Below are 23,213 nucleotides of genomic sequence, written 5' to 3' on the forward strand. Positions count from 1 at the left end.
AGGTTCGTGTCCGTTCGCGCCGGACCGTGCCAGGCCGGGGTCGGGTCGGGTCAGGCCGTGCCAGGCCGTGCCAAGTGGTGTCAGTACGTCGCGCGGGCCAGTTCCTCCTCCGTGAGGTCCAGCGCTGCCAGCCGCTCCGGGTCCGCCAGGATGTGCAGCTCGACGATTCGGTCCCCGGCGATCGTGAACGCCATGAGCGCGCCCGGCCGCCCGTCCTTGACCGACAGGACCGCGGGTGCGCCGTTGACGACCATCGGCAGTGCTCCCGTACGGAACTTGGCGTACGTGAGGGCCTGCGCGATGACGGCCTCGGCGCCCCGGACCACCTTGGACACCGCCGCGAGGGTCCGTCCGCCGTCGGCGCGCAGCACCACGTCCGGGTCCAGGACGGCGAGCAGTCCCTCGAAGTCGCCGCCGTGCGCGGCGGCGAGGAACGCGTCGGCGATCTCCCGCTGCCGCCGGGCGTCGGGCCCCGGGGCCGGGGTGGTGTCCTGGACGCGGCGGCGCGCGCGGCTGGCGAGCTGGCGGGTGGCCGCCGGGGTGCGGTCCACGATCGGCGCGATCTCGTCGAAGGACACGGCGAACATGTCGTGCAGGACGAACGCGAGCCGCTCGGCCGGGGACAGGGTCTCCAGGACGACGAGCAGCGCGAGGCCGACGGACTCGGTGACCTCGGCGGCGTGTTCCGGGTCGGTGGTGTCGGCGACCCGGACGACCGGGTCGGGGACGTAGTACTCCAGCGGGTCCTCGCGGCGCGAGCCGCGTGAGCGCAGCATGTCGAGGCAGACGCGGCCGACGACGGTGGTCAGCCAGCCGCTGAGGTTCTCCACCGCGCTGACGTCACTGCGGCTGAGCTTGAACCAGGCCTCCTGGACGGCGTCCTCGGCCTCGCTGAGCGAGCCCAGCATCCGGTAGGCGACCGCCCTCAGGTGGCGGCGGTCGGCCTCGAAGCGGCGGGCCAGGAGGTCCGCGTCGCCGTGGCCGCTGCTGCTGCCGTGGCCGCTGCCGTGGCCGTCGCCGGCCCCGTGGCCCCGGTCGTGGCCGGTCCGGTCGTTCCCGCCCCGGCCGTCGCGCTTCTCGCCCTCGTCGGCCCGGCCGCCGTCGGCCTGGTCGTTCCGGTCCTGCTCCACTCGTCGGTCTCCCCGTTCGCGTACGTCGCGTGCCGTCATGCCGTCATGACGGATCGAACCCCCACGATGTGACACGGACGCTGCGGATGGCCGAAAAGGGAGGGTGGTGGCCCGTGCCGTCCCGGTGTGTGAGATCCACGCCGCCCCGGGCCGAACGCCCGGGATTCCCCGGCCGAGGGGTCCGGCCGCCGTGAATCCCTCCTTCAGCGCGGTGGTCATCGTCCGTAGATTGATCACCATGACGACGACAACGACGCAGGTCAACCCCGTACTCCGCACCCCGCCGGCCCCGCCCGCCGCCGCTGCCGCGTACTTCTCCGCGAGCCTCGCCTTCCACGCGGACGTCTCCGACGTGGCCTCCGTGCTCGCCGCCTCCGCCGCCGACGGCACCGACCCGGGCTTCGTGGTGATCGACTCGCGTTCGACCGCCTCCTGGGACCAGGGGCACGTCCCCGGCGCGGTCCACCTGCCGACCGCGCTCGTCCCCGAGCAGGCCGAGCGGCTGCTCGACCGGTCCGTGCCGGTCGTCACGTACTGCTGGGGCCCCGGCTGCAACGGCGCCACCCGCGCCGCGCTGGCCCTCGCGGAGCTGGGCTTCCAGGTGAAGGAGATGCTCGGCGGTTTCGAGTACTGGGTGCGTGAGGGCTTCGCGTACGAGACCTGGGAAGGGCCCGCGGAGAAGGCCGCGGACCCCCTCACCGCGCCGGTCGGATCCGACGACTGCGGCTGCTGACGCCAACCGATTTCGTGATCGCCCCGGTCATGCCGTAGAGTCAGGTTTACCGACGCGGGGTGGAGCAGCTCGGTAGCTCGCTGGGCTCATAACCCAGAGGTCGCAGGTTCAAATCCTGTCCCCGCTACTCAGTAGCAACGAAGGCCCGGATCCAGTCACTGGATCCGGGCCTTCGTCGTGTGCGCGGATGCGTCCCGGGGCTCCGCTGCCCCGGATCGCGCTTGACCTTTACGCAACGTCAAGATTTAGCGTTCTCGGTATGGAGTGGTCGATCCAAGAGATCGCCAAGAAGGCCGGCACCACCAGTCGCACCCTCCGCCACTACGGGGAGCGCGGACTGCTGGAGCCGAGCCGGATCGGCGCGAACGGTTACCGGTACTACGACCAGGCGGCGCTCGTGCGGCTGCAGCGCATCCTGCTGCTGCGCGAGCTGGGGCTCTCGCTGCCCGCCATCGCCGAGGTCCTCGAAGGGCAGCGCGACACGTCCGCGGCCCTGCGGACCCATCTCGCCCTCCTCGAACAGGAGCGGGAGCGTCTCGGGCGCCGGATCGCGTCCGTGCGGACCACTCTCCACAAGACCGAGAACGGAGAAGAACTCATGGCCGATGAAGTGTTCGACGGCTTCGACCACACGGCGTACGAGGAGGAGGTCACCGAGCGCTGGGGCCGGGACGCGTACGCCAAGGGCGACCGCTGGTGGCGCTCGCTCGACGCCGCGCGGAAGAAGGCCTTCATGGACGAACAGGCCGGCATCGCCCGCGACTTCGGGCGGGCCCTCAAGGACGGGCTGCCCGCCGGCGGCGACGAGGTGCAGGCCATCGCGCGACGCCAGGTCGCGTGGCTCTCGGCCACGACGGACCCGAGCAAGGAGTACGTGATCGGTCTCGGCCGCATGTACGTCGACGACCCGCGCTTCACCGCCACCTACGACAGGCACGGCGAGGGCACCGCCGTCCTCGTCCGGGACGCGCTGGAGATCTACGCGGAGCGGAACCTGTAGAAGTAAACGGTGGCCAAAACCGTGCCCGCCTCTTTGCGGCCACGCGGTACCCCACCGTAGTGTCACGCGCACCATGAGTGACGAACGCGTGACGGACGTACGACGGCGGGCGCCCGCCGTCCTCGTCCTGCTCGCTCTCCTCGCCCTTCTCGTGAGCGTCTGCCACGGCTCGCACGGGCACGCGCTGCCGCCCTCGGGCGCGACGGCCCTCGCCTCCGCCCCCGCCCTGCCGCACGGCTGCGAGCAGTCCGGGGACGCCTGGTCCTTCGACGCCCACCTCCCCGCACAGGCCGCCGCCGCGCCCCTCGCCGCGCCGGACGCCGGCGGGGCCGTACTCCTCCCGTACGCCGCCGACCTCCGCGACGACCCCCGCGCACGCTGCGTCCGGGGCAGGGCGGGACCCGGACCGCAGCCGGGCCGGCTGCTGATCGCCCTCGGAGTGGACCGGAACTGAGCCGGGTCATGCCCCGCGTGACCAGGTTCCCTTCCGCATGCCACCCCAAGGACGTACCCCTCGATGAACACCCTGCTGCCCGGCACGACGCTGCCCGGCACGACCCCGCCCGGCAGGACCCTCCCCGGGGGCCTGCTGCCGCTCGCCGAGCAGACCGTCGGCAACACGCCCGTCCTGCGGACCGACGACGGTTACTGGGCCAAGCTCGAAGGCTTCAACTTCGGCGGCATCAAGGACCGCGCCGCCCTCTACATGGTCGAGCAGGCCCGCCGGCGCGGTGAGCTGCGGCCCGGCGCCCCGATCGTCGAGTCCACCTCAGGGACCCTCGGTCTCGGTCTCGCCCTCGCCGGGGTGCTGCACGGCCACCCGGTGCACGTCGTCACCGACCCCGGTCTCGAACCGATCGTCGAGCGGATGCTCGTCGCCCACGGCGCCCAGGTCCACGTCGTACGGGAGCCCAGCCCGCACGGCGGCTGGCAGCAGGCCCGGATGGACCGGGTCGCCGAACTCCTGGTGGGCCTCGACGGGGCCTGGTGGCCCAACCAGTACGGGAACCCCGACAACCCCGACGCCTACGCCGGGCTCGCCGCCGAGCTGTCCGGGCAGCTCGACCGGATCGACGTCCTCGTCTGCGCGGTCGGCACCGGCGGCCACTCGGCCGGGATCTCCCGGGCGCTGCGCGCCACCAGCAGCCCCGCGCTCGAACTGGTCGGCGTGGACTCCATCGGCTCCACCGTCTTCGGACTGCCCGCCGGGGAGCGGCTGATGCGCGGCCTCGGCTCCTCGATCCACCCGGGGAACGTGGACCACGGGGCCTTCGACGAGGTCCACTGGGTGGGGCCGGCCGAGGCGGTACGGGCGGCCCGCCGCCTGGCCTCGCGTCAGTTCGCGACCGGTGGCTGGAGCGTGGGCGCGGTCGCGCTGGTCGCCGGCTGGCTGGCCCGCACCCGGCCGCGCGGGACGCGGATCGCGGCCGTCTTCCCGGACGGGCCGCAGCGGTACTTCGACACCGTCTTCAACGACGAGTTCTGCGCGGCGCACGGTCTTCTCGACGGGCCCGTACGGGAGGACCCGGCGGGGTACGAGACCGGCGTGCCGGTCGACGGCTGGACCCGCAAGGCCATGGAGCGTGTCCGGTGACGACGGCGACCGCACCCGCGAAGTCCAGGGGCGGCGTCTGGAAGCAGAGCCGTACCTTCGAGCCGGCCGTCCGGCTCCTCTTCCTCAACCAGCTCACCATCAACCTCGGCTTCTACATGCTGATGCCGTATCTGGCCGCGCACCTCGCGGACGGGCTCGGCATGGCGGCCTGGGCGGTCGGGCTCGTGCTCGGCGCCCGCAACCTCTCCCAGCAGGGCATGTTCCTCGTCGGCGGGGCGCTCGCCGACCGGCTCGGCTTCAAACCGCTCATCGTGGCGGGCTGCGCGCTGCGGACGGTCGGCTTCGGGGCGCTCGCCTTCGCGCAGTCGCTGCCGATGCTGATCGCCGCCTCGCTGGCGACCGGGCTCGCCGGGGCGCTGTTCAACCCCGCCGTACGGGCCTGCCTCGCGGCGGAGGCGGGGGAGGAGCGCCGGGTGGAGGCCTTCGCGCTGTTCAACGTCTACTACCAGGCGGGCATCCTCCTCGGGCCGCTCGTCGGGGTGGCCCTGACAGGGGTGTCGTTCCGGCTGACGTGCGTGGTGGCGGCGGTCCTCTTCGCCGGGCTGACCCTCGTACAGCTCCGGTACATGCCCGTAAGGGCGGGGAAGGCGGCGCGGGCCGGGGAGGCGCGGGGGCAGTTCCGCACGGTCCTCGCCCACCGCACCTTCTGGCTGTTCTCGCTCGCGATGACCGGCTCGTACGTGCTGTCCTTCCAGGTCTATCTGGCGCTGCCGCTCGCGGCCGGCGGGACGGGCCCCACGACCGCGCTCTTCGTCGTCTCGGCGCTGGTCGCGCTCGCCGGGCAGCTGCGGATCACCGCCTGGTGCAAGCGGCGGCTGAGCCGGGAACGGTGTCTGGTCCTCGGGCTCGCCCTGATGGGCGGCGCGTTCCTGGTCCCGGCCGCGCTCGGCCGGGGGCCGGTGGGGCTGCTGCTGTGCGCGGCGGTCCTGGCGGTGGCGAACGCGGTGCTCTACCCCTACGAGATGGACACCGTCGTCGCGCTGTCCCGGGGGCGCTGGGTGGCCACCCACTACGGGCTCTACAACACGGTGTGCGGGATCGGGATCACTCTCGGGAACCTGGGCACGGGCGCGCTGCTCGACGTGACCGGGTGGTCGGCGCTGCCGTGGCTCGCGCTGTGCGCGGTGGGCCTGGGGTGCGCGGGGGCGATGGCGCTGCTCGCCCGGGGCGGGCGCCTGGCGGAGGAACCCGCCCCGGCGGACTGAGCAGCGGGGCCGAGGGTCTGAGCGTCCACCCCGCCCGCCCGCCGCCCCGTCCGTACGCCAGTCGGCCCCGTGGAAGTCGCCGCCCTCCGGGGCGGCGGCCACCCTGGGAGGGCGCGGTGCGGACCGCGGCCGGGTACGGACCGGGCAGGAGACCACAGGTGGGGCACCCCCTAGGAGCGGCGGGCGGCAGGCGGCGGGGCGGCGAGGGCCGTCCCGAGTACGGCGGTGCCCGGCGGTTCATCCGCGCGCTGCCCCCGCTGCTCATCGTGGGCGGTGTCGTGTTCGACGTGGCGACGCCGGATCCGTACACCGCCTCGCCGATGCTCGCCGCCGCCCCGCTGATTGCCGCGCCCTTCTTCTCGATGCTCACGACGCTGCTCACCGGGATCGCCGCCGTCCTCGCCTCCGTCGGGCTGCACCTCTCCAACGGCACCGCGGACGATGTGCCGGCCCTCACCGAGACCCTGACCGTCGTCACCGTCTCCGCGCTCGCCCTCCTCATCAACCGGGTCGTGCGCCGCAGCGGCGAACGGCTCGCCTCGGCGCGGGTCATCGCCGAGGCCGCGCAGAAGGCGGTGCTGCCGACGCCCGCCGAGCGGATCGGCGGGCTGCAGTGCGCGGCGCGTTACGAGGCGGCGCACGCGGACGCGTTCATCGGCGGCGACCTGTTCGCCGTCCAGGACACCCCCTACGGGGTGCGGCTCGTCCTCGGGGACGTCAGGGGCAAGGGCATGGAGGCGGTCGAGGCGGTCGCCGTCGTCATCGGGGCGTTCCGGGAGGCGGCCGAGCAGGAACGGAACCTGGAGGGCGTGGCGCAGCGCCTCGAACGGGCGCTGACCCGGGAGGGCACCCGCAGGGACGGGCTCGACGCCTTCGAGGGGTTCACCACCGCCGTCCTCGCCGAGATCCCGCGCGGTGACGGCAGCGGCACCTTCGGCGGTTTCGTACGGGTGGTCAACCGCGGCCACCCGCCCCCGCTGATGCTGTACGGCGACGGGCGGCTCGACTCGCTGGAGCCGGGCGAGCCCGCGCTGCCGCTGGGCATGGGCGATCTCGCGGGGTGGCCGGACCGGGCCGAGGCGCGGCCGTTCCCGCCGGGCGCGACGCTGCTCTTCTACACCGACGGCCTCTCCGAGGCGCGGGACGCTGCGGGCGTCTTCTACGACCCGGTGTCGCGGCTCGCCGGCCGGATCTTCCCGGGTCCCGAGGAACTGCTCGACGCGCTCGCGGACGACGTACGGCTGCACACGGGCGGCGGGTCGACGGACGACATGGCGCTGCTCGCGGTGAGCCGTCCGTCGGAGGGGCAGCAGGGGCGGCGGCGGACGATGCCGGTGGTGCCGCCGGGCGGGCCCGGTCACCGCTCGTAGTCGCGGGGTGTCGCTGCGATAACAATTGACATAACGTCAGATCGCTCGGCTTCCGCGGCCCCTTTCTGAAGCGGGGTCAACTCGGGCCATTCTCTACCATTTCAATGAATGATCAAGAGGGACGGCTTGGAATCGGGAGCCCCTGTCTATTAACGTTCGATAACGCAGCGCGGTCGTTTCAGCCGTCGCAAGAGGCGGCACCGTGCGCGCGCGCCGAATCCTGAAGAGGAACCGGGGAACCACTACTTGGGGTGAATCGGGCCTTTCGCACCTGTGCGAGCGTGCCCGTAGGAGACCTTCCTGCTCCGAACCCGTCAGCTAACCCGGTAGGCGAGAAGGAAGGAAAGGAGCGCGCCTTCGTGGCGTCCAACACTCCCGTACCCGAAGCCCCCTTCGATGCCTTCGGTGGTGGTGCGGGTCCCGCCGCCCCGGACACCGAGTGGAACCCCACCGAGGGATCCCTCCGCGCCGGCGGCCGGCACCGGGTCGTCAAGCAGCGCTCCAACTTCGCCCGTTCCTCCACCGTCCTCGGCGTCGGTGTCATCGCCGCCGTCGGCGCCGGCGGCCTCGCCACCGCGCAGGAGAAGCCCCCGGTCGCGATCTCGCTTCCGGACCTTCCCGACCTCCCGGACCTCGGACTCCCGGACGCCCACGACCTCCCGGGCGTCGGCGACCTCCTCCCCGACGAGACCCCCGAGACGGTCAGCGCGGCCCGCGCCAACCCGAACCCGCTGACCGCCGCCACGTACACCACCCTCGACGAGCAGCAGGGCGCCGACACCCAGCAGGGTGCGGGGGCCGAGCAGCTCGACAGGACCGCGGTCGGCACCGGCGACGCGGGCGAGGCCCTGCGCGCCCGCATCCTCCAGCAGGCCGAGCAGCAGCAGGCCTCCGCCGACGCGGCCGACATGGCCGCGGCGGAGAAGGCGGCGGCCGAGAAGGCCGCGGCCGAGGCGGCGGCCAAGGCCGACGCGGCGGAGAAGGCGGCGGCCGAGGCCAAGGCGAAGGCCGAGGCGGAAGCGAAGGCCAAGGCGGAGGCGGCGGCCAGGGCGAAGGCGGAGGCCGAGCGGCTTGCCGCGCTGGCCGCGAGCTACTCGCTGCCCGTCTCCTCCTACACCCTCACCGCCACGTACATGCAGTCCGGCTCGATGTGGTCCTCCGGCCACCACACCGGCCTCGACTTCGCCGCTCCCACCGGCACCCCGCTCAAGGCGGTGCACGGCGCGACCGTGAAGTCCGCGGGCTGGTCCGGCTCGTACGGCTACCGGATCGTCCTGGAGCTGTCGGACGGCACCGAGGTCTGGTACTGCCACCTCTCGTCCATGACGGTCGGCGTGGGCCAGACCGTGGGCACCGGCGAGACCATCGGCCGCGTCGGCGCCACCGGCAACGTCACCGGCGCCCACCTCCACATGGAGGTGCACACGCCCGGCGGCGACGGCATCGACCCGGCGGACTGGCTCCGCTCCAAGGGCCTCACCCTCTGAGGTCGGGGACCCCGTAGGGGCCCGGGGCGCATCCCCTACGGAATGCGCCCCGGAGCCCGTACGGAATACGCCCGGCGGCGCGGAAGGTTGACCGATCATGACCTCTCTCCGCCCGCTGGGCAGCTCCGACCTGCACGTCTTCCCCCTCGCCCTGGGCGGCAACGTCTTCGGCTGGACCGCCGACGAGGCGCAGTCCTTCGCCGTCCTCGACGCCTACGCCGCCGCGGGCGGCAACTTCGTCGACTCCGCCGATGTCTACTCCGCCTGGGCCGAGGGCAACGAGGGCGGCGAGTCCGAGACGGTCATCGGCCGCTGGCTCGCCTCCCGCGGCAACCGCGAGGACATCGTCGTCGCCACCAAGGTCGGCGCCCACCCCCACTTCAAGGGGCTCTCCGCCACCACCATCAAGGCCGGTGCGGAGGAGTCGCTGCGCCGCCTCGGCACCGATCACATCGACCTCTACTACACGCACTTCGACGACGAGTCGGTGCCCGTGGAGGAGATCGTCACCGCGCTCGACCAGCTGGTGAAGGACGGCAAGGTGCGCGCCGTCGCCGCCTCCAACATCTCCCCGGAGCGGCTGCGCGCCTCCCTCGACTTCGCCGAGTCCGAGGGTCTGGCCCGTTATGTGGCCCTCCAGCCGCACTACAACCTGGTCTCCCGCGACACCTACGAGGGCCCCCTCCTGGAGACCGTCGAGCGGGCCGGGCTCTCCGCCGTCCCGTACTACGGCCTCGCGGCCGGTTTCCTCACCGGCAAGTACCGCCCCGGCACCACCGTCGACAGCGTCCGCGCCGCCGGGGCCGGCGGGCACCTGGACACCGAGCGGGGCAGGGCCGTGCTCTCCGCGCTCGACACGGTCGCCGAGGCGCACGGCGCGGAACTCGCCACCGTCGCCCTCGCCTGGCTCGCCGCCCGCCCGACGGTCGCCGCGCCGATCGCCTCGGCGCGTACGGTCGAGCAGGTCCCGGCGCTCGTCGCCGCCGCCGGCCTCACCCTCACGGAGGCCGAGCTGACCCTCCTGACCGAGGCCTCGGCCTGACGACAGGCCCTAGCTGCGGTACGGGTTGTAGCCGCCGTAGTCCAGGTACTGCGGCGGCGCCCACGCCCGGCCCGTCGCCCGCGCCGCGTACGTGAGCGCGGGGGACGCGACCTCCCTGCGCTGCCACAGATGGTGCAGCAGCTCCTGCTCACGGGCCGGGAAGTCGGGGCCCGCCGTGCCGCGCCGGGCCCGGTTCCGCAGGAACGCCAGGGTCGTCGCGAAGGACTCGTACTCGCCGACCGCCCGCGAGGCCGGCGGCCCGTACGTGCGCGCGGCGAAGGCCCGGGCCAGCCGGCGAGCGCGCATCGAGGAGAGCGCGAGCGGCTCGGCGGGGGAGATCCAGCCGGCCGCCGCGTACGCCGGGAGCTCCCCGGATATCGTGCGCAGCTCCCACTGCCGGCTCCACACCGCGAGCCAGGTCAGCAGGCCGAAGGCCGGGACCATGAGCGCCCCGTACACCGCGAAGAAGGCCAGCGGGCCGCCGAACGTGGCCGAGCCGTTCCACGCGGCGTGCAGCCCCATGGCGAGCAGCAGCCCGGCGATCGGCAGCAGCACCTTGCGGAGCCGCTTGCCGCGCGGCGCGAGCGCGGCGAGGCCGAAGCCGATACCGGTGAGCACGGTGAAGAGCGGGTGCGCGAACGGCGACATCACGACCCGTACGAAGAAGGTCGCGGCGGTCACCGAGCCGAGGCCGGAGGCGCCGAACTCCTGGTCCTCGCCGAAGGCGTTGCCGAGGTACAGGATGTTCTCGGTGAACGCGAAGCCGGTCGCGGTGAATCCGGCGATCACGACCCCGTCGACGAGCCCGCCGAAGTGCCGCCGCCGGAAGAGGAAGAGCAGCAGCACCGCCGCCGCCTTGGCGCTCTCCTCCACCACGGGCGCGACCACCGTCGCTCCCAGGGTGTCCGCCGACGCGGGGTCGGCGGTGGCCGTCGCGATCCAGCGGACGGCGAAGGAGTTCGCCAGGATCGCGACGAGCGCGGCGGCGAAGGCTCCCCACGCGAACGCGAAGAGCAGGTTCTTCCAGGGCCCCGGCTCGACCCGGTCGAGCCAGCGGAACGCGGCCATCAGCAGCGGTACGGGGAACACGGCGAGGCCCAGGCCGACGAGGAAGCCCTCGGTGCCGGTCTGCTCGCGGACCAGCGCCAGGATGACCAGGGCGCAGATCGCGAGCACGGTGATCAGGGTGACGGCCCGGAAGACCCGGCTGCGCCAGAAGTCCCTGCGGGGCCGGTAGCGCCACTGGGACCGGTCGGCGACGGCAGGGAAGGCCGGCTCCTCGGTGTCCCGGTGGGGGACGGGAGCGGCCTCGGGGCCGGCTGTGGTTTCGCCGGGAGCGGGGTTCGACACGTGAGCGACCCTAACGACCCGCACCGACAGTGGGCGAGGCAGTTACGGGACCCGGTCATGTTCGTGACCGGGACCCCGCCCTGTCGTCCCGGTCACTTCCTCCGGAAGAGCAGGTCGTGCACGACATGGCCCTTGTCCAGGCCCTGTCCCTCGAAGCGGGTGACCGGACGGAAGTCGGGCCGGGGCGCGTAACCGCCGTCGGCCTGGGTGTTCTCGAAGTCCGGGTGCGCGGAGAGCACCTCCAGCATCTGCTCCGCGTACTCCTCCCAGTCCGTGGCGCAGTGCAGCACGCCGCCGGGCTTCAGCCGGGTCGCGAGGAGGCCGAGGAACTCGGGCTGGATCAGCCGCCGCTTGTGGTGGCGGGCCTTGGGCCACGGGTCCGGGAAGTAGACCCGGCAGCCGTCGAGGGAGTCCTTGTCGAGCATCTCGCGGAGCAGGATGATCGCGTCGCCGTTGGCGACCCGGACGTTCGTCAGGCCGTTGCGGTCGGCGAGGCCGAGCAGATTGCCCTGGCCGGGAGTGTGGACGTCGACGGCGAGGATGCCGGTGCCGGGGTCGGCGGCGGCCATCTGCGCGGTCGCCTCGCCCATGCCGAAGCCGATCTCCAGGACGACCGGGAGACCGTCGAACATCTCGCCGAGGTCGAGGATCCGCTTGCCGTCGATGTCGAGGCCCCAGTCGGGCCACCGCTTGAGCATCGCCTCGGCCTGCCCGTAGGTGACGCGGCTGCGGCGCGGCTGGAAGCTCCGGATGCGGCGCTCGTGGTGCGCCCCGGCGGGATCGGGCAGGGGGCCCTCGCCGGGGGCGAACATCCGACTGCCCCGCCGCGCGACGGGCTGTACGGCTTCGGCGGGCGCGGCGGCGGGCTGCGGGGTGTTCTCTGGCTGCTCAGACACAATGCCCTGATTCTACGACCGCCCACCGGCCATGTGCGCGGCTACAGCAGCGCCAGCGCGCGGCCCGCCACCTCTCTGCCGATCGGCAGGGACGCCGTCGCCGCGGGCGAAGGCGCGTTCAGCACGTGGACCGTGCGGGCCGCCTCGCGGATCAGGAAGTCGTCGACGAGCGTCCCGTCCCGCAGCACCGCCTGCGCCCGTACGCCCGGTGCCGCGCGGCGCAGGTCCGACTCCTCCACCACCGGCAGGAGCCGCCGTACGGCCTCGGTGAAGGCGCGCTTCGACACCGACCGGCGCAGTTCCCCCGCCCCGTACCGCCAGTGCGCGCGGGCGATGGCCCAGGAGCCGGGCCAGGCCAGGGTGCCGGCCAGCTCGCGCGGGCGGACGACCGACCAGCCGTACCCCTCGCGGGCGAGCGCCGGGACGGCGTTCGGCCCGATGTGGACGCCGCCGTCGATGCCCCGGGTCAGGTGCACCCCGAGGAAGGGGAACGCCGGGTCCGGGACCGGATAGACCAGGCCCTGTACGAGGGAGGGGTCGGCCAGCTCGTAGTACTCCCCCCGGAAGGGGACGATCCGCATGCCCGGGTCGTCGCCAGCGAGCCGGGCGATCCGGTCGCAGTGCAGCCCCGCGCAGTTCACCAGGACCCGCGCCCGCACCACCCGGCCGTCCGCCGTGCGCACGGCGACGCCCCACGGCCGCCGGTCGACCTGGACCACCTCCGCGCCGTACAGGATGCGGGCACCGGAGGACTCGGCGAGCCGGGCGGACACCGCTCCGTAGTCGCAGATGCCGGTCGTGCCGACGTGGATCGCGGCCAGTCCGCGCACCCGGGGCTCGTACTCGCTGATCTGCGCCGGGCCCAGCTCGCGCACCGGGATGCCGTTCTCCCTGCCGCGCTGCACGAGCGCGTGCAGCCGGGGCAGCTCCTCGCGCGCGGTGGCGACGACGAGCTTCCCCGTCACCTCGTACGGAATGCCCCACTCCGCGCAGAACTTGACCATTTCGGCCGCGCCCTCGACGGCGAACCGGGCCTTGAGCGAGCCCGGCCGGTAGTAGATCCCGCTGTGGATCACCCCGCTGTTGCGCCCGGTCTGGTGGCGCGCGAGGGCGTTCTCCTTCTCCAGGACCGTGACCCGGGTGCCGGGAGCGGCGCGCGTCAGCGCGTACGCCGTCGACAGACCGACGATCCCGCCGCCGATCACCAGCACGTCACAGTCAAACACCAGAGCCACCTCCCACCCCCGATAGTGCACTGGCCCACTGACAACGCCGTTAAACGCCCCCGCCGTGGGACGCGTGTCACGCCGGGGCGACGAGCAGCGGTCTGGCCCGCTCCCGCAGCTCCACCACGCGTGGTTCGTCCCCGTACGGTTCGAGCCGGTGCAGCAGGTCCCGTACGTACTCCGTCGTCCGCGCCGACGAGATCCGCCCGGCCACCTCCACCGCGCGCGTGCCGGCCGCGCAGGCCGCGTCCAGGTTGCCCGACTCCAGCTCCGCGACGGCGGAGACCACGAGCCGCAGCCCGTGCGAGCGGACGAACTCCTCCGTCGGCTGCGAGAGCGCCTGCTCGGTGAAGCGGCGCACCTCGCGGGGCGCCTTCAGATCGCGGTAGCACTCGGCGGCGTCGGCGCAGAACCGGTCGTACGAGTAGAAGCCCAGCCAGGTCGGGTCGCCGTCGCCGACCCGGGAACGCTCCAGCCAGCCCTCGGCGGACTTGAGCGCCGCCGCCGCGGCCGGCCCGTCGCCGGCCTTCGCGTGCGCGCGTGCCTCGACGAGCCGGAAGAAGGACATGGTGCGGGCGGTGGCGAGCCCCCGGTTCCGCTCCAGCGCCGCCTGGGCGAGGTCGACGCCCTCGTCGGCGAAGCCCCGGTAGGTGGCCTGGAGGGACATGGACGCCAGGACGTAGCCGCCGAGGGGCACGTCGGCGGCGGCGCGGGCGAGCCGCAGCGCCTGGATGTAGTAGCGCTGGGCGGCCTCCTGCTGCCCGGTGTCGAAGGCCATCCAACCGGCGAGCCGGGTCAGCTCGGCGGTCGCGCCGAAGAGGGCCCTGCCGACCTCGTCCGAGTACGAACCGAGGAGCAGCGGGGCCGCGTCCACACGTAAGCACTCGGGGACCATGGACGAACGCCAGTCCCCGCCGCCGTACTTGGAGTCCCAGCGCCGCGCGTCCTCGGCCGCCTCGCGGAGCTTGGCGACATCGCTGTGCCCCACGCGCGCGTGCTCCGCGGCGACAGCCGCCGCCCCCGCGCCTGTGGGGCCCGCCGCGCCCGTCGTCCTGCCCGGGGCGCCCGCGGGGTGCGGGGCCTCGCGCTCGACCGAGGGGTCGGCGGGGGTTATCAGCCAGCGGGACGCGGGCGTCGCGTAGGCGCTCACCGCGAACGACCCGGCGAGCGACTGCCAGATGCCACCGCCCCCGGCCCGTCGGCCGGCGAGATCGAGCCGGTACAGATCGGTCGCCGAGCGGACCGCCTCGCCCACGTCACGCGGGAAGGCGAGACCCACCTCGGGCGCCGGGTCGGCGTCCGCGAGACCGATCTCGTGCAGCGGCACGGGCCGGCCGAGCTTCTGGCCGATCGCGGCGGCGATCAGATGCGGTGCGGCGCCCTGCGGCACCATGCCCTTGGCCACCCACCGGGCGACCGAGGTCTTGTCGTAGCGAAGCGTCAGACCCCGCTGCGCACCGAGGTCGTTGACGCGCCGGGCCAGCCCGGCGTTGCTGATTCCCGCGAGGGCGAGAACCGTGCCGAGCTTTTCGTTCGGCCCGCGTTGCTCCCTGGACATGACGCCACCCCTCGACAACCCAGACGGCCGCCACGACGCCGGGCATAGGCGTGCGGCATTCGTAAGCACAGCGTAGTTCGCCGCATCCCTACCGTTAAGGGGCGGTGTTCCGTATGGCGAGATTGTTGTGTGAACGACCGACGATCGGTCCCGGCCGCCCGGCCCGTGCTCCCGCCGTGTGGCCGTGCGCCCGGCCGTGCGCTCTCGCCGGGGCGGCCGGAGCGGCGCTTCCATGAGTATCGCGTGGGTCGGCCCGATCGGCCGGGAAGGGTGTCCCGGACCAGTGGGCCGGGGGACACCGCCGCCCCATTCCCCGCGGGCGGCGAACGGCTCCGGGGGGCGCGAGCGCCTCCCGGACAGCCGAGGACGGGTGAGCGGCGGTACGCGCGCGGGCGGCTGCCCGGACGCCGTCCACGCCCCCGGGGCAGGGGCGATATTTGGCCGAATGACGCCTGTGGCCAACTGGCCCATGCCAGGGGCGCATTCGGCTTTCCCGCGCGTGCACCCGGACTCCGCCCCGTGCGCCGTTGTCGTGGCAGCATGTCTCCCACCGAAACGGACGTGGAGGCGCCGATGCGATGGCTGGTGGGCTGGAGCAGTGTCGCCGCGAACACCGCCACGACGGCCGCGGCACGCGCGGGCTCGGTGAGCGGCGCCTACGGGAGCGGTTACGGCTCCGGAAACGGCTACGGGACCGGGAACGGTTACGGGAACGGCAACGGGACCGGATACGGGAACGGTTACGGCGCAGGCGACCGCTACGGCACCGCCCAGGCCACCGGCTCCGGCCGGGCCGCCGCCACCGAGGGGCGCACGGTGCAGCCGGTGGGCGCACAACTCCTGTGGGGCGACCCCGATCCGCTGTGGGCGGTCGGCGACTGGCGGCCCGACGAGGTCCGGGTGGTGGCCGTCGACGACCACACCCGCCTCGCCGTCCTCGGCTGCTGCGCCGCCAGCGACGAGGAACTGCGGATCGGCCTGCTCACCGCGCGCGGGGGCGCGTTGCGGCACCTCACCGCCTGGCCCGGCAGCTACACGGCGGTCGTCAAGGCCGGCCGCCGGGTCACCGTCACCGGTGATCTCGCGGGCGCCCGGCCGGTGTTCCACACCCCGTGGGCCGGCGGCACCGCGTACGCCACCGCCGCCCTGCCGCTCGCCGACCTCGTCGAGGCCCAGCTCGACATCGGCCACCTCGCCGCGCTCCTCGCCTGCCCGGAGACCCCCGAGGCGCTGCGCGACTCCACCCCGTACGAAGGGGTCAGGCGGGTCCCGCCGGGGCACGCCCTGATCCTGCGGGAGGGCTCGCGCGAGATCACCGGGTACGAACAGGTCGCCTCGCTCGCGGTCGCGGCGGCCCAGACGGACCCCCGACAGGCCGTCGAAGGCGTCAGGGACGCCCTGGTGGAAGCCGTACGGGCCCGGCTCACCGCACCCCGGCACGCCCCCGAGACCCCGCCGGCCGACCCCGGCCCGGTCCCGGGCATGGGGCCCGCCGACCGGCGCGCGGCCCGGGGCGCGGGCCCGGCGCCCGGCATCGGCGCCGACCTGTCCGGCGGCAGCGCCTCGGGCACGCTCGCCCTGCTCGCGGCCGGGCTCCCGGGGGTGCCGGGCACGATCACCGGGCACGGCACCGGCGCGGGGGAGCGGCTGCTCGCCGTCACCTTCAACGACCTGGCCACGCGCGCGGGTTCGGGCCGCGAGGAGGAACTGAAGCGGGCAGGGGAACTCGCGGCCGACCCGCGGCTGCACCATGTGGTCGTCGCGGGGGGCGAGGAGGCGCTTCCGTACGCCGCCCTGGACGGGCCGCTCACCGACGAGCCGGGGCCCGCGCTCGTCACCGCCGAGCGGCACCGGCGGCGGCTCGCGGGCGGCAGCGCCGACCACTTCACCGGTATGGGCGCCAAGCAGGTCCTCGACGCGCACCCGGCCCGTCTCGCGGACCTCCTGATGGACCGCAGGCGCCGCTCCCTGGTCCGGCCCGTGGCGGCCCTCGCGAAGGCCGCGGGGCCGTCGGCGGGCTCGCTCCTGGTGCCGCTGACCGTGTACCGGGCGGCCCGGAAGCTGGCCCGTACCCCGTACCGGACGGGCCTGGAGGCCGCGGCCCGGCGGGTCCTGGAGGCGAACCGGACGGCACCGGACGGCTTCGGCCCGCTGGAGGCGTCGCTGTCCGCGCTCGCCTGGTCGAGGCCGGGTCCCGCGGCGCGCTGGCTGACCGGGGAGGCGCTGGCCGAAGTGTCGGTTCGCCTCAACCGGGCGGCGACCCTGCCGGCCTCCGTCCAGCGCCCGGGTGAGGCACGCGCGCGTGCCGCCCTCTCCCGAGCGGCGGCCGACCACCGGGTCCTGGAACAGGCCGCCGAGATCCGCGGCCAGCGTCTGCACGCGCCGTTCCTCGACAACCAGGTCGTACGGGCCTGCCGCGACCTGCCCGAATCGCTCCGGGTCCAGCCGGACGCACGCGCGGGCGTGCTCCGCACGGTCCTCGCGGGCGCGGGCGTCCACGACCTGCCCCCGGGCTGGGGCGCCCCCCACCCGGCGGTCCCGGCCGCCGCCACGCGCGCGGGCCTGCGCGCGGCGCTCCCGCACCTGATCTCCCTCTTCGACGCGCCGCTCCTCGCCGACGCGGGCCTGATCGAGGCCCGGGTCGTCCGCGAGGCCCTCCGTACGGCGGCCGACGGCGCACCCGTCCCCCTCGACGGCCTGGCCGACCTCGTCTCCACCGAACTCTGGCTCCGCCGCCTCCTGTCCCGCCGCGGCTCCTGCTGGACCAACACGACAGAACCCCGATCCCACCGCGCGGTCCAGGGCCCCCTGATCCCGGCGTCGCGCTCCTTGCCGGCCTGAGGCCCCGAGGCGGCAAGGGAACGCCGCCATGACGACGGTGGATCCAAGGGATCCACCGGGGTAAACCCCGAGGCGCACGCCCCGGCCGCCCGACACAATGGGCCGGTGCGGTATCTCATCCTCGGTACCACCGAGGCCCTTCGTCCCGACGGCTCCCCGCTTCCCCTCGGCGGTGCCCGGCTGCGTGCGCTGCTCGCCGCGCTGGCGCTGCGCGGCGGACGGGCCGTCTCCGTCGGTGAGCTGGCCGACGACGTGTACGGGGACGACCCGCCGCAGGACGCCCCCGCCGCCCTCCAGGCTCTGGTCGGCCGCCTCCGCCGGATCCTCGGCAGGGAGGCCGTCGCCTCCACCCCCGGCCCCGGCTACCGGCTCGCCGCCGGTCCCGACGACATCGACCTGTACGTCTTCCAGCGCAAGGCCGGGGACGGCGCCGCCCGCCTCGACTCCGGCGACCCCGACACCGCCGCCGCCCTCCTCCGCGAGGCCCTCGGCCTCTTCCGGGGACCCGCCCTCGCCGACCTGCCCGACCCGGCGGGCGTCCGGCCCGAGGCGCAGCGGCTCGCGGCGCTCCGGCAGCGCGTCGAGGCCGATCTGCGCCGGGGCGCCACCGACGGACTCGTACCGGAACTGACCGAGCTGACCACCACGTACCCGTACGACGAGGCCTTCCGCGCGCACCTCATCCGGGCCCTGCGGGCCGAGGGCCGCCACGCCGACGCCCTCACCGCGTACGAGTCGGCCCGCCGTACCCTCGCGGACGGGCTCGGCACCGACCCGGGCCCCGAACTCACCGCCCTCCACCACGAACTCCTCACGGGCACGGCCGCGGGCCCGCCCGCGCCGCCCCACGCGCCCCGGGCCACCCACGCGCCCGGGGCGGCCCCCGCCGCGTCCCCGCCCGCGCCCCCCACCCCCGAGCCCGGCAACATCCGCCCCCGTCTCACCTCCTTCGTCGGCCGTGAGCCCGAGCTCGCCGCGCTCCGCACGGACCTGACCGGCTCCCGGCTCGTCACGCTCACCGGCCCCGGCGGCTCCGGCAAGACGCGGCTCGCGGAGGAGGCCGCGCTGCGGGCCGAGGGCCCGGCCGCCTGGATCGCCGAGCTCGCCCCGCTCGACGACCCCGACGCCCTCCCCGGCGCCGTCCTCTCGGCGCTCCGCCTCCGCGAGGTCACCCTGATCACCCGCGACGGCGCGCCTCCCCAGGGCGACCCCACCGCCCACCTCGTCGAGCACCTCGCCCGCCGCCCGTTCCTCCTCGTCCTCGACAACTGCGAGCACGTGATCGACGCCGCCGCCGCCCTCGCCGAGACTCTCCTCACCCACTGCCCGCAGCTCCGCGTCCTCGCCACCAGCCGCGAACCCCTCGGCGTCCCCGGCGAGTCGGTCCGCCCCGTCGAACCCCTGCCGCCCGACCCCGCGCACCGCCTGTTCGTCGAGCGCGCCCGTGCCGTACGCCCCTCCTTCGACCTCGCCCGGGACGGCGGGGAGGCCGTCGACGAGATCTGCCGCCGCCTCGACGGCCTGCCGCTCGCGATCGAACTGGCCGCGGCCCGGCTGCGCCTGCTCACGCCGCGCCAGATCGCCGACCGCCTCGACGACCGCTTCCGTCTCCTCACCTCCGGTTCCCGCACGGTGCTGCCCCGCCAGCAGACCCTGCGCGCGGTCGTCGACTGGTCCTGGGACCTGCTCGACCCCGACGAGCGCACCCTGCTCCGCCAGGTCTCGGTCTTCGCCGGAGGCTGGGACCTGGCCGCGGCCGAGGCGCTCTCCCCGCGCGCCGCCGAATCCCTCGGCGCCCTGGTCGACAAGTCCCTCGTGGTCGCCACCCCCACCGAGGGCGGGGAGATGCGCTACCGGCTCCTGGAGACGATCCACGAGTACGCGGTCGAGCGCGCCGCCGAGACCCCGGCGACGCCGGCCGCCGCCGAGGCCGTCCACACCGCCCACTTCACGGCCCTCGCGGAGGCCGCGGAGCCGCGGCTCCGTTCCGCGGACCAGCTGCCGTGGATCGAGCGGATCGAGCGCGACCTCGACAACATCCGCGCCGCCCTGCACCGCACCCTCGTCACAGACCCCGACGAGCCCGGCGCCCACCGGCTGGTCTTCGCCATGGGCTGGTTCTGGTGGCTGCGCAACTACCGCCCCGAGGGCCTGGCCTGGGTCGAGCGCGCGGTGGCGCTCGGCGAGGACCCGGAGGACTCCGGGGACCCCCGCTACTGGCCGCGCATGCGTCTGCGCATGCTGCAGTTCTTCCTCTCCGTCGAGAGCCACACGATGAGCGACTTCCAGCAGCCGGAGACGATCGCGCTCGTCCGGCGCGTACGGGAGGCGTTCGGCACGGACCCGGGCCCCGAGGCAGCCCGCTTCCCCGGCCTGCTGTGGCCGTTCACCTCGTACCTCACCGAGGAGCCGGCCGTGGTCCGGACACTCCTCGACGTCGCCGTCGCGAACTGCCGTCGGTACGGAGGCGACTGGGAGATCGGCGTCAGCCTGATGTTCCGTACGCACATGGTCGTCGACATGCCCGGCGGCCTGCCCGGCATCGACGAGGACCTGGCCGAACTCCGCCTCCTCGCCCGGCGCGTGGGCGACCGCTGGATGGGCGCGCAGATCGCGAGCGCGGCGGCCGAGGCCCATATGATGCGCGGCCGACGGGAGGAGGCCGGAGCGGCGTACGAGGAGGCCCTCGCCCTGGCCCGCGAGGTCGGCGCGCACGCGGAGTCCCCGTTCCTCGTCGCCCGCCTGGCCGAACTCTCCTTCCGCGCGGGCGACATGGAGGCCGCCGAGAAGGGGATCGACGAGGCCTCACGGGAGGCGGAGCGCTACCACGTGCGCGACAGCAGCGTGTACGTCTGCTTCCTGCGGGCCTGCCTCGCCCTGTACCGGGGTGAGACGGCGGAGGCCCGCGCCCAGTTGGAGAAGGCGGGCACCACGGTCGCCACCGGCGCGCCCCCGCCGCACTTCGCGGCGGTGATGGTCGGGCTCATCGCGCGCGTGGAGTCGCAGGAGGGCCGGAGCGCCGACGCCGTCGTGACGGCCGTGTCCGCGCTGCGCACCGCGCGGGACGCGCAGTGCGCGGACTTCGTCACCACGAGCCTGGCGGAGGGCCTCGCGGTCGTCCTGTCGGAGGCGGGGAAACCGGCCCTGGCGGTACGGATCATGGCGGCCGTCGAAGGCTGGCCGGGCCGGGTGCCGCGCTCGGTGCCGGGTATCCGGGACGCCGAGGAGGTGGCGTCCCGGGCGCTCGCGGAACTCGGCGCACCGGGCGTGGCCGCCGAGCAGGCGGCGGGGAGGGGCCTCGGGATCGACGATGTACTGACCGTGGCGGAGGCGACCGTACCCACGGCGACGTCGACACCGACACCGACGGCGAGCCCGGAGCCCGGGGCCGCCGGGCCGGACCCCGACGCCGTCACCACGACGGACCCGGACCCGGCCCCCGGCGGGCCCGCCCTCAGGAGCAGCTGATCCGGGACTCCGCCCAGTCGGCGACCGCGGCCCGCCCGAACGGCGTGTGTTCCTCGACCACGAGCCGGATCGTGCTGCGGCCGGAGATGTCGACGTGCACCGGGAGCGGCGGGTCGCCGGGCCGGACCACGTCGGAGCGCCAGAGCCGCTCGTCGTCCCCGTACACGGAGAAGCGGACGCCGCCGACGCCGAGCAGGGCGCTCAGGTCGTCGATGCCGACGATCGCGTCGTAGTTCGTGCACTGCCGGTTGAGGTTGATGAGCAGGGACGACGGCGCGTGGACGCTGACCCCGTGCGCGTACGGGGTGTCGCCGATGGAGAGTCCGCCGCGCTGCCACATCCAGCTGCTGTCGGAGAGGTCGACCTCCGGCTTGGTGCCGTCGCCGAAGATGCCGTACTCCAGCTCGTTGACCTGGTAGACGCTCGGAGGCGCGGGCGGCGGCGGTGTCGGCTTCGGCGAGGGCTTCTCGGGAGTCGGGGTCGGCGTCGGGGTCGGCGTCGGCTTGGGCGGAGGCGGCGGCGTGGGGCTGGGCGGCGGCGGTGTCGGCTTCGGCGGGGGCGGCGTCGGCTTCGGCTTCGGGGACGGCTTCTCCGGGCTCGGCGTCGGCGTGGGCGCGGGCGGCTCCGACGGTGCGGGCGGGGGCGGCGGTACGGGCTTCGGCGAGGCCTTCGGCGGCGGCGGGGGCTCCGCCGGTGCGACGGGGGTGACGACCGGCTGGGTGGGCCGGGGCGCGGCGACGGGCTGCGGGTCGCCGGCCATGGCCCAGACGAGCCCGGCGGCGGCGGCGACCGCGATGGCCGCCGCGATGCCGGCCTTCGCGGGCACCCCGAGCCCCTCGGCGGCGGCGCCGCCCGACGCGGCGCCCCCGGAGGAGCCGGTGGCGGCTGCCGCCGCGCCCGCACCGGCCGCGGCGACGGTCCCACCCGCGACGACACCGGCCGCCTTGAGGGAGTACCCGGCGGCGAACCAGCCGATGACGGCGACCGGCAGCAGCGCGGGGATGCCGGCGTTGACGTGGGCCAGTTCACCCGCGGCGAGCCGGCACTTGGCGCACTCGTCCAGGTGCTTGCGCAGGCCGCGCTCGGCCCGCATCCGCAGGCCGCCGCGGGAGTAGGCGCCGAGCCGGTCCGCGTACCGGGCGCAGTCGCCGCCGGCGGTCAGGGACTGGCTGACATGGGCCTGGAGGTAGGCCTGCTTGAGGCCTTCGCGGGCCCGGCTGGCGAGTACGGCCGTGGCGTTGGCGGTGAGGCCGAAGAGCGGGGCGACCTCGCTGGGCGACTCCTCCTCGACGGTGGTGTGCCACAGCACGGCCTGCCAGCGCTCGGGCAGGGAGCGGAAGGCCTGCATGGCGAGCGACTGCTCGGCCTCGTGCATGGCCAGGACGTCGGCGCCGAGGTCGAGGCCGGCCCCGAAGGACGCGGTCTGGTCGGAGACCTCGGAGGAGCGGGCGGCGTCCGCGGCGAACACGGCGAAGTCCTCGACGAGGTGTTCCCGCTTCTGGGTCCTGGCCCAGTTCGCGGCGACCCGCCGGACGGTGGTCATCAGATAGGCGCGGACGGCCTGTTCGGGCCCGGCTCCGCCCCGGACGGCCTGGAGGGTGCGGGCGAAGACCTCGGCGGTCAGGTCGTCGGCGGTGTGCGCGTCCCGGCAGCAGGTCTTGGCGTACCGGCGTACGGCGTCGGAGTGGCGCCGGAACAGTTCCTCGTACGCGGAGTCGTCGCCGTCCCGCATGAGCTGGACGAGCTCGGAGTCGGAGGGCGGCAGCTCGACGGGCGGCGGAAGCACCGTGTCGGGCTCGTCGCCCTCGGCATCCACGGGGAAGGCATCGCCCCCGGGAGCGTTCTCGCTCCCGTACGCGGTGTCGGCCCCGAGGCCCGCTCCACGTCCGGCGGCCAACCCGCCGGCCTTGCCCTCACGCTGCGGGGGCACGCTGGGATCGGGCGCCTCGACCTGCCCGGGCGAACCGCCCGGACCGCCCTGGCTCGGCACCTGCCGGGAAGGCAGGCCTCCGGTCTCCGCGCCGCCGCCGCTGCCCAGCGGATCGTCCCGCCCGTCACCGCTCATCGCGGAAGCCCCCGTACGCACGCCCAGACCCGAACACTGGCCAAGCCTGCCACAGAGCGCGGGCACGCCGAAGCGCCGCGTGCACTTACCACTCGTCCGGGGCGACTTCGTGTATCCGGGCGTAACCGCTCACACGTTCGTGTCATGCTCGTTGGTTCGCCCGGACCAGGGGAGCGCGGCCCCGGGCGAAGCCGGGGTCACGGGCCGAAGCCGCGGCCCCGAGCCGA

Annotated in this window: 16 protein-coding genes, 1 tRNA gene and 1 riboswitch; of the genes, 11 read left to right on the forward strand and 6 right to left on the reverse strand. The window is 74.6% G+C overall.

The window, feature by feature from the left end; all coding sequences use genetic code 11:
- Nucleotides 1-80: 80 nt before the first annotated feature.
- Complete coding sequence (sigJ, locus tag V4Y03_RS17810) at nucleotides 81-962, reverse strand: RNA polymerase sigma factor SigJ (protein WP_332437211.1); 882 nt, start codon at nucleotides 960-962, stop codon at nucleotides 81-83.
- A 406-nt stretch (nucleotides 963-1,368) separates the two neighbouring features.
- Between sigJ and V4Y03_RS17815 the strand changes: the two genes are divergently transcribed.
- The 9 genes from V4Y03_RS17815 (at nucleotide 1,369) to V4Y03_RS17855 (ending at nucleotide 9,582) form a co-directional block, all read left to right on the forward strand.
- On the forward strand, nucleotides 1,369-1,863 hold the full coding sequence (locus V4Y03_RS17815) for a rhodanese-like domain-containing protein (RefSeq protein ID WP_317874606.1): 495 nt from the start codon (nucleotides 1,369-1,371) through the stop codon (nucleotides 1,861-1,863).
- Nucleotides 1,864-1,916: 53 nt separating this feature from the next.
- Nucleotides 1,917-1,990, forward strand: a tRNA-Met gene (locus V4Y03_RS17820).
- Between the two features lie 132 nt (nucleotides 1,991-2,122).
- The gene (locus tag V4Y03_RS17825) at nucleotides 2,123-2,863 is read left to right on the forward strand and encodes a MerR family transcriptional regulator (protein WP_332435546.1); all 741 of its coding nucleotides are present in this window, start codon (nucleotides 2,123-2,125) and stop codon (nucleotides 2,861-2,863) included.
- A gap of 73 nt (nucleotides 2,864-2,936) precedes the next feature.
- Nucleotides 2,937-3,317 carry a hypothetical protein gene (locus V4Y03_RS17830; RefSeq protein WP_317874604.1) on the forward strand — a complete coding sequence of 127 codons (381 nt, stop codon included), beginning with the start codon at nucleotides 2,937-2,939 and terminating at the stop codon, nucleotides 3,315-3,317.
- A gap of 63 nt (nucleotides 3,318-3,380) precedes the next feature.
- Entirely contained in the window at nucleotides 3,381-4,457 is a 1,077-nt protein-coding gene (locus tag V4Y03_RS17835; RefSeq protein ID WP_332435547.1) for a PLP-dependent cysteine synthase family protein, read from the forward strand.
- Nucleotides 4,454-5,683 carry an MFS transporter gene (locus V4Y03_RS17840; protein WP_332435548.1) on the forward strand — a complete coding sequence of 410 codons (1,230 nt, stop codon included), beginning with the start codon at nucleotides 4,454-4,456 and terminating at the stop codon, nucleotides 5,681-5,683. The genes V4Y03_RS17835 and V4Y03_RS17840 overlap by 4 nt, the downstream gene beginning before the upstream one ends.
- A gap of 158 nt (nucleotides 5,684-5,841) precedes the next feature.
- Nucleotides 5,842-7,053 carry a PP2C family protein-serine/threonine phosphatase gene (locus V4Y03_RS17845; RefSeq protein ID WP_332435549.1) on the forward strand — a complete coding sequence of 404 codons (1,212 nt, stop codon included), beginning with the start codon at nucleotides 5,842-5,844 and terminating at the stop codon, nucleotides 7,051-7,053.
- 201 nt (nucleotides 7,054-7,254) lie between these two features.
- Nucleotides 7,255-7,401, forward strand: a riboswitch (cyclic di-AMP (ydaO/yuaA leader).
- 11 nt (nucleotides 7,402-7,412) lie between these two features.
- On the forward strand, nucleotides 7,413-8,540 hold the full coding sequence (locus V4Y03_RS17850; protein WP_332435550.1) for a M23 family metallopeptidase: 1,128 nt from the start codon (nucleotides 7,413-7,415) through the stop codon (nucleotides 8,538-8,540).
- Nucleotides 8,541-8,637: 97 nt separating this feature from the next.
- Nucleotides 8,638-9,582 (forward strand): aldo/keto reductase, encoded by a 945-nt coding sequence (locus tag V4Y03_RS17855; protein ID WP_317874599.1) that lies wholly within the window; start codon nucleotides 8,638-8,640, stop codon nucleotides 9,580-9,582.
- A gap of 9 nt (nucleotides 9,583-9,591) precedes the next feature.
- Here the strand turns inward: V4Y03_RS17855 and V4Y03_RS17860 are convergent, their stop codons facing one another.
- The 4 genes from V4Y03_RS17860 to V4Y03_RS17875 all read right to left on the reverse strand — a co-directional run bounded on the left by V4Y03_RS17860 (nucleotide 9,592) and on the right by V4Y03_RS17875 (nucleotide 14,612).
- Nucleotides 9,592-10,932, reverse strand: coding sequence for a PrsW family intramembrane metalloprotease (locus V4Y03_RS17860; RefSeq protein WP_317874598.1), 1,341 nt, complete (start codon nucleotides 10,930-10,932; stop codon nucleotides 9,592-9,594).
- A gap of 92 nt (nucleotides 10,933-11,024) precedes the next feature.
- Nucleotides 11,025-11,744, reverse strand: coding sequence for a tRNA (guanosine(46)-N7)-methyltransferase TrmB (gene trmB, locus V4Y03_RS17865; protein WP_317874614.1), 720 nt, complete (start codon nucleotides 11,742-11,744; stop codon nucleotides 11,025-11,027).
- Nucleotides 11,745-11,869: 125 nt separating this feature from the next.
- Complete coding sequence (gene lhgO, locus V4Y03_RS17870) at nucleotides 11,870-13,054, reverse strand: L-2-hydroxyglutarate oxidase (protein WP_317874597.1); 1,185 nt, start codon at nucleotides 13,052-13,054, stop codon at nucleotides 11,870-11,872.
- Between the two features lie 76 nt (nucleotides 13,055-13,130).
- The gene (locus tag V4Y03_RS17875) at nucleotides 13,131-14,612 is read right to left on the reverse strand and encodes an MFS transporter (RefSeq protein ID WP_332435551.1); all 1,482 of its coding nucleotides are present in this window, start codon (nucleotides 14,610-14,612) and stop codon (nucleotides 13,131-13,133) included.
- A 573-nt stretch (nucleotides 14,613-15,185) separates the two neighbouring features.
- Between V4Y03_RS17875 and V4Y03_RS17880 the strand changes: the two genes are divergently transcribed.
- Nucleotides 15,186-17,453, forward strand: a complete 2,268-nt coding sequence (locus V4Y03_RS17880; RefSeq protein WP_443079876.1) for an asparagine synthase-related protein — start codon at nucleotides 15,186-15,188, stop codon at nucleotides 17,451-17,453.
- A gap of 105 nt (nucleotides 17,454-17,558) precedes the next feature.
- A complete protein-coding gene (locus tag V4Y03_RS17885) occupies nucleotides 17,559-20,921 on the forward strand; it encodes an ATP-binding protein (RefSeq protein WP_332435553.1) in 3,363 nt (1,120 codons plus the stop codon).
- On the opposite strand, the gene V4Y03_RS17890 is transcribed toward V4Y03_RS17885, so the two are convergent.
- Nucleotides 20,908-22,986 carry a sigma-70 family RNA polymerase sigma factor gene (locus V4Y03_RS17890; RefSeq protein ID WP_332437212.1) on the reverse strand — a complete coding sequence of 693 codons (2,079 nt, stop codon included), beginning with the start codon at nucleotides 22,984-22,986 and terminating at the stop codon, nucleotides 20,908-20,910. The two genes, V4Y03_RS17885 and V4Y03_RS17890, sit on opposite strands and share 14 nt — an antisense overlap.
- Nucleotides 22,987-23,213 lie beyond the last annotated feature (227 nt).

This window comes from Streptomyces sp. P9-A4, assembly GCF_036634195.1.
In the GTDB taxonomy this organism is placed as follows: domain Bacteria; phylum Actinomycetota; class Actinomycetes; order Streptomycetales; family Streptomycetaceae; genus Streptomyces.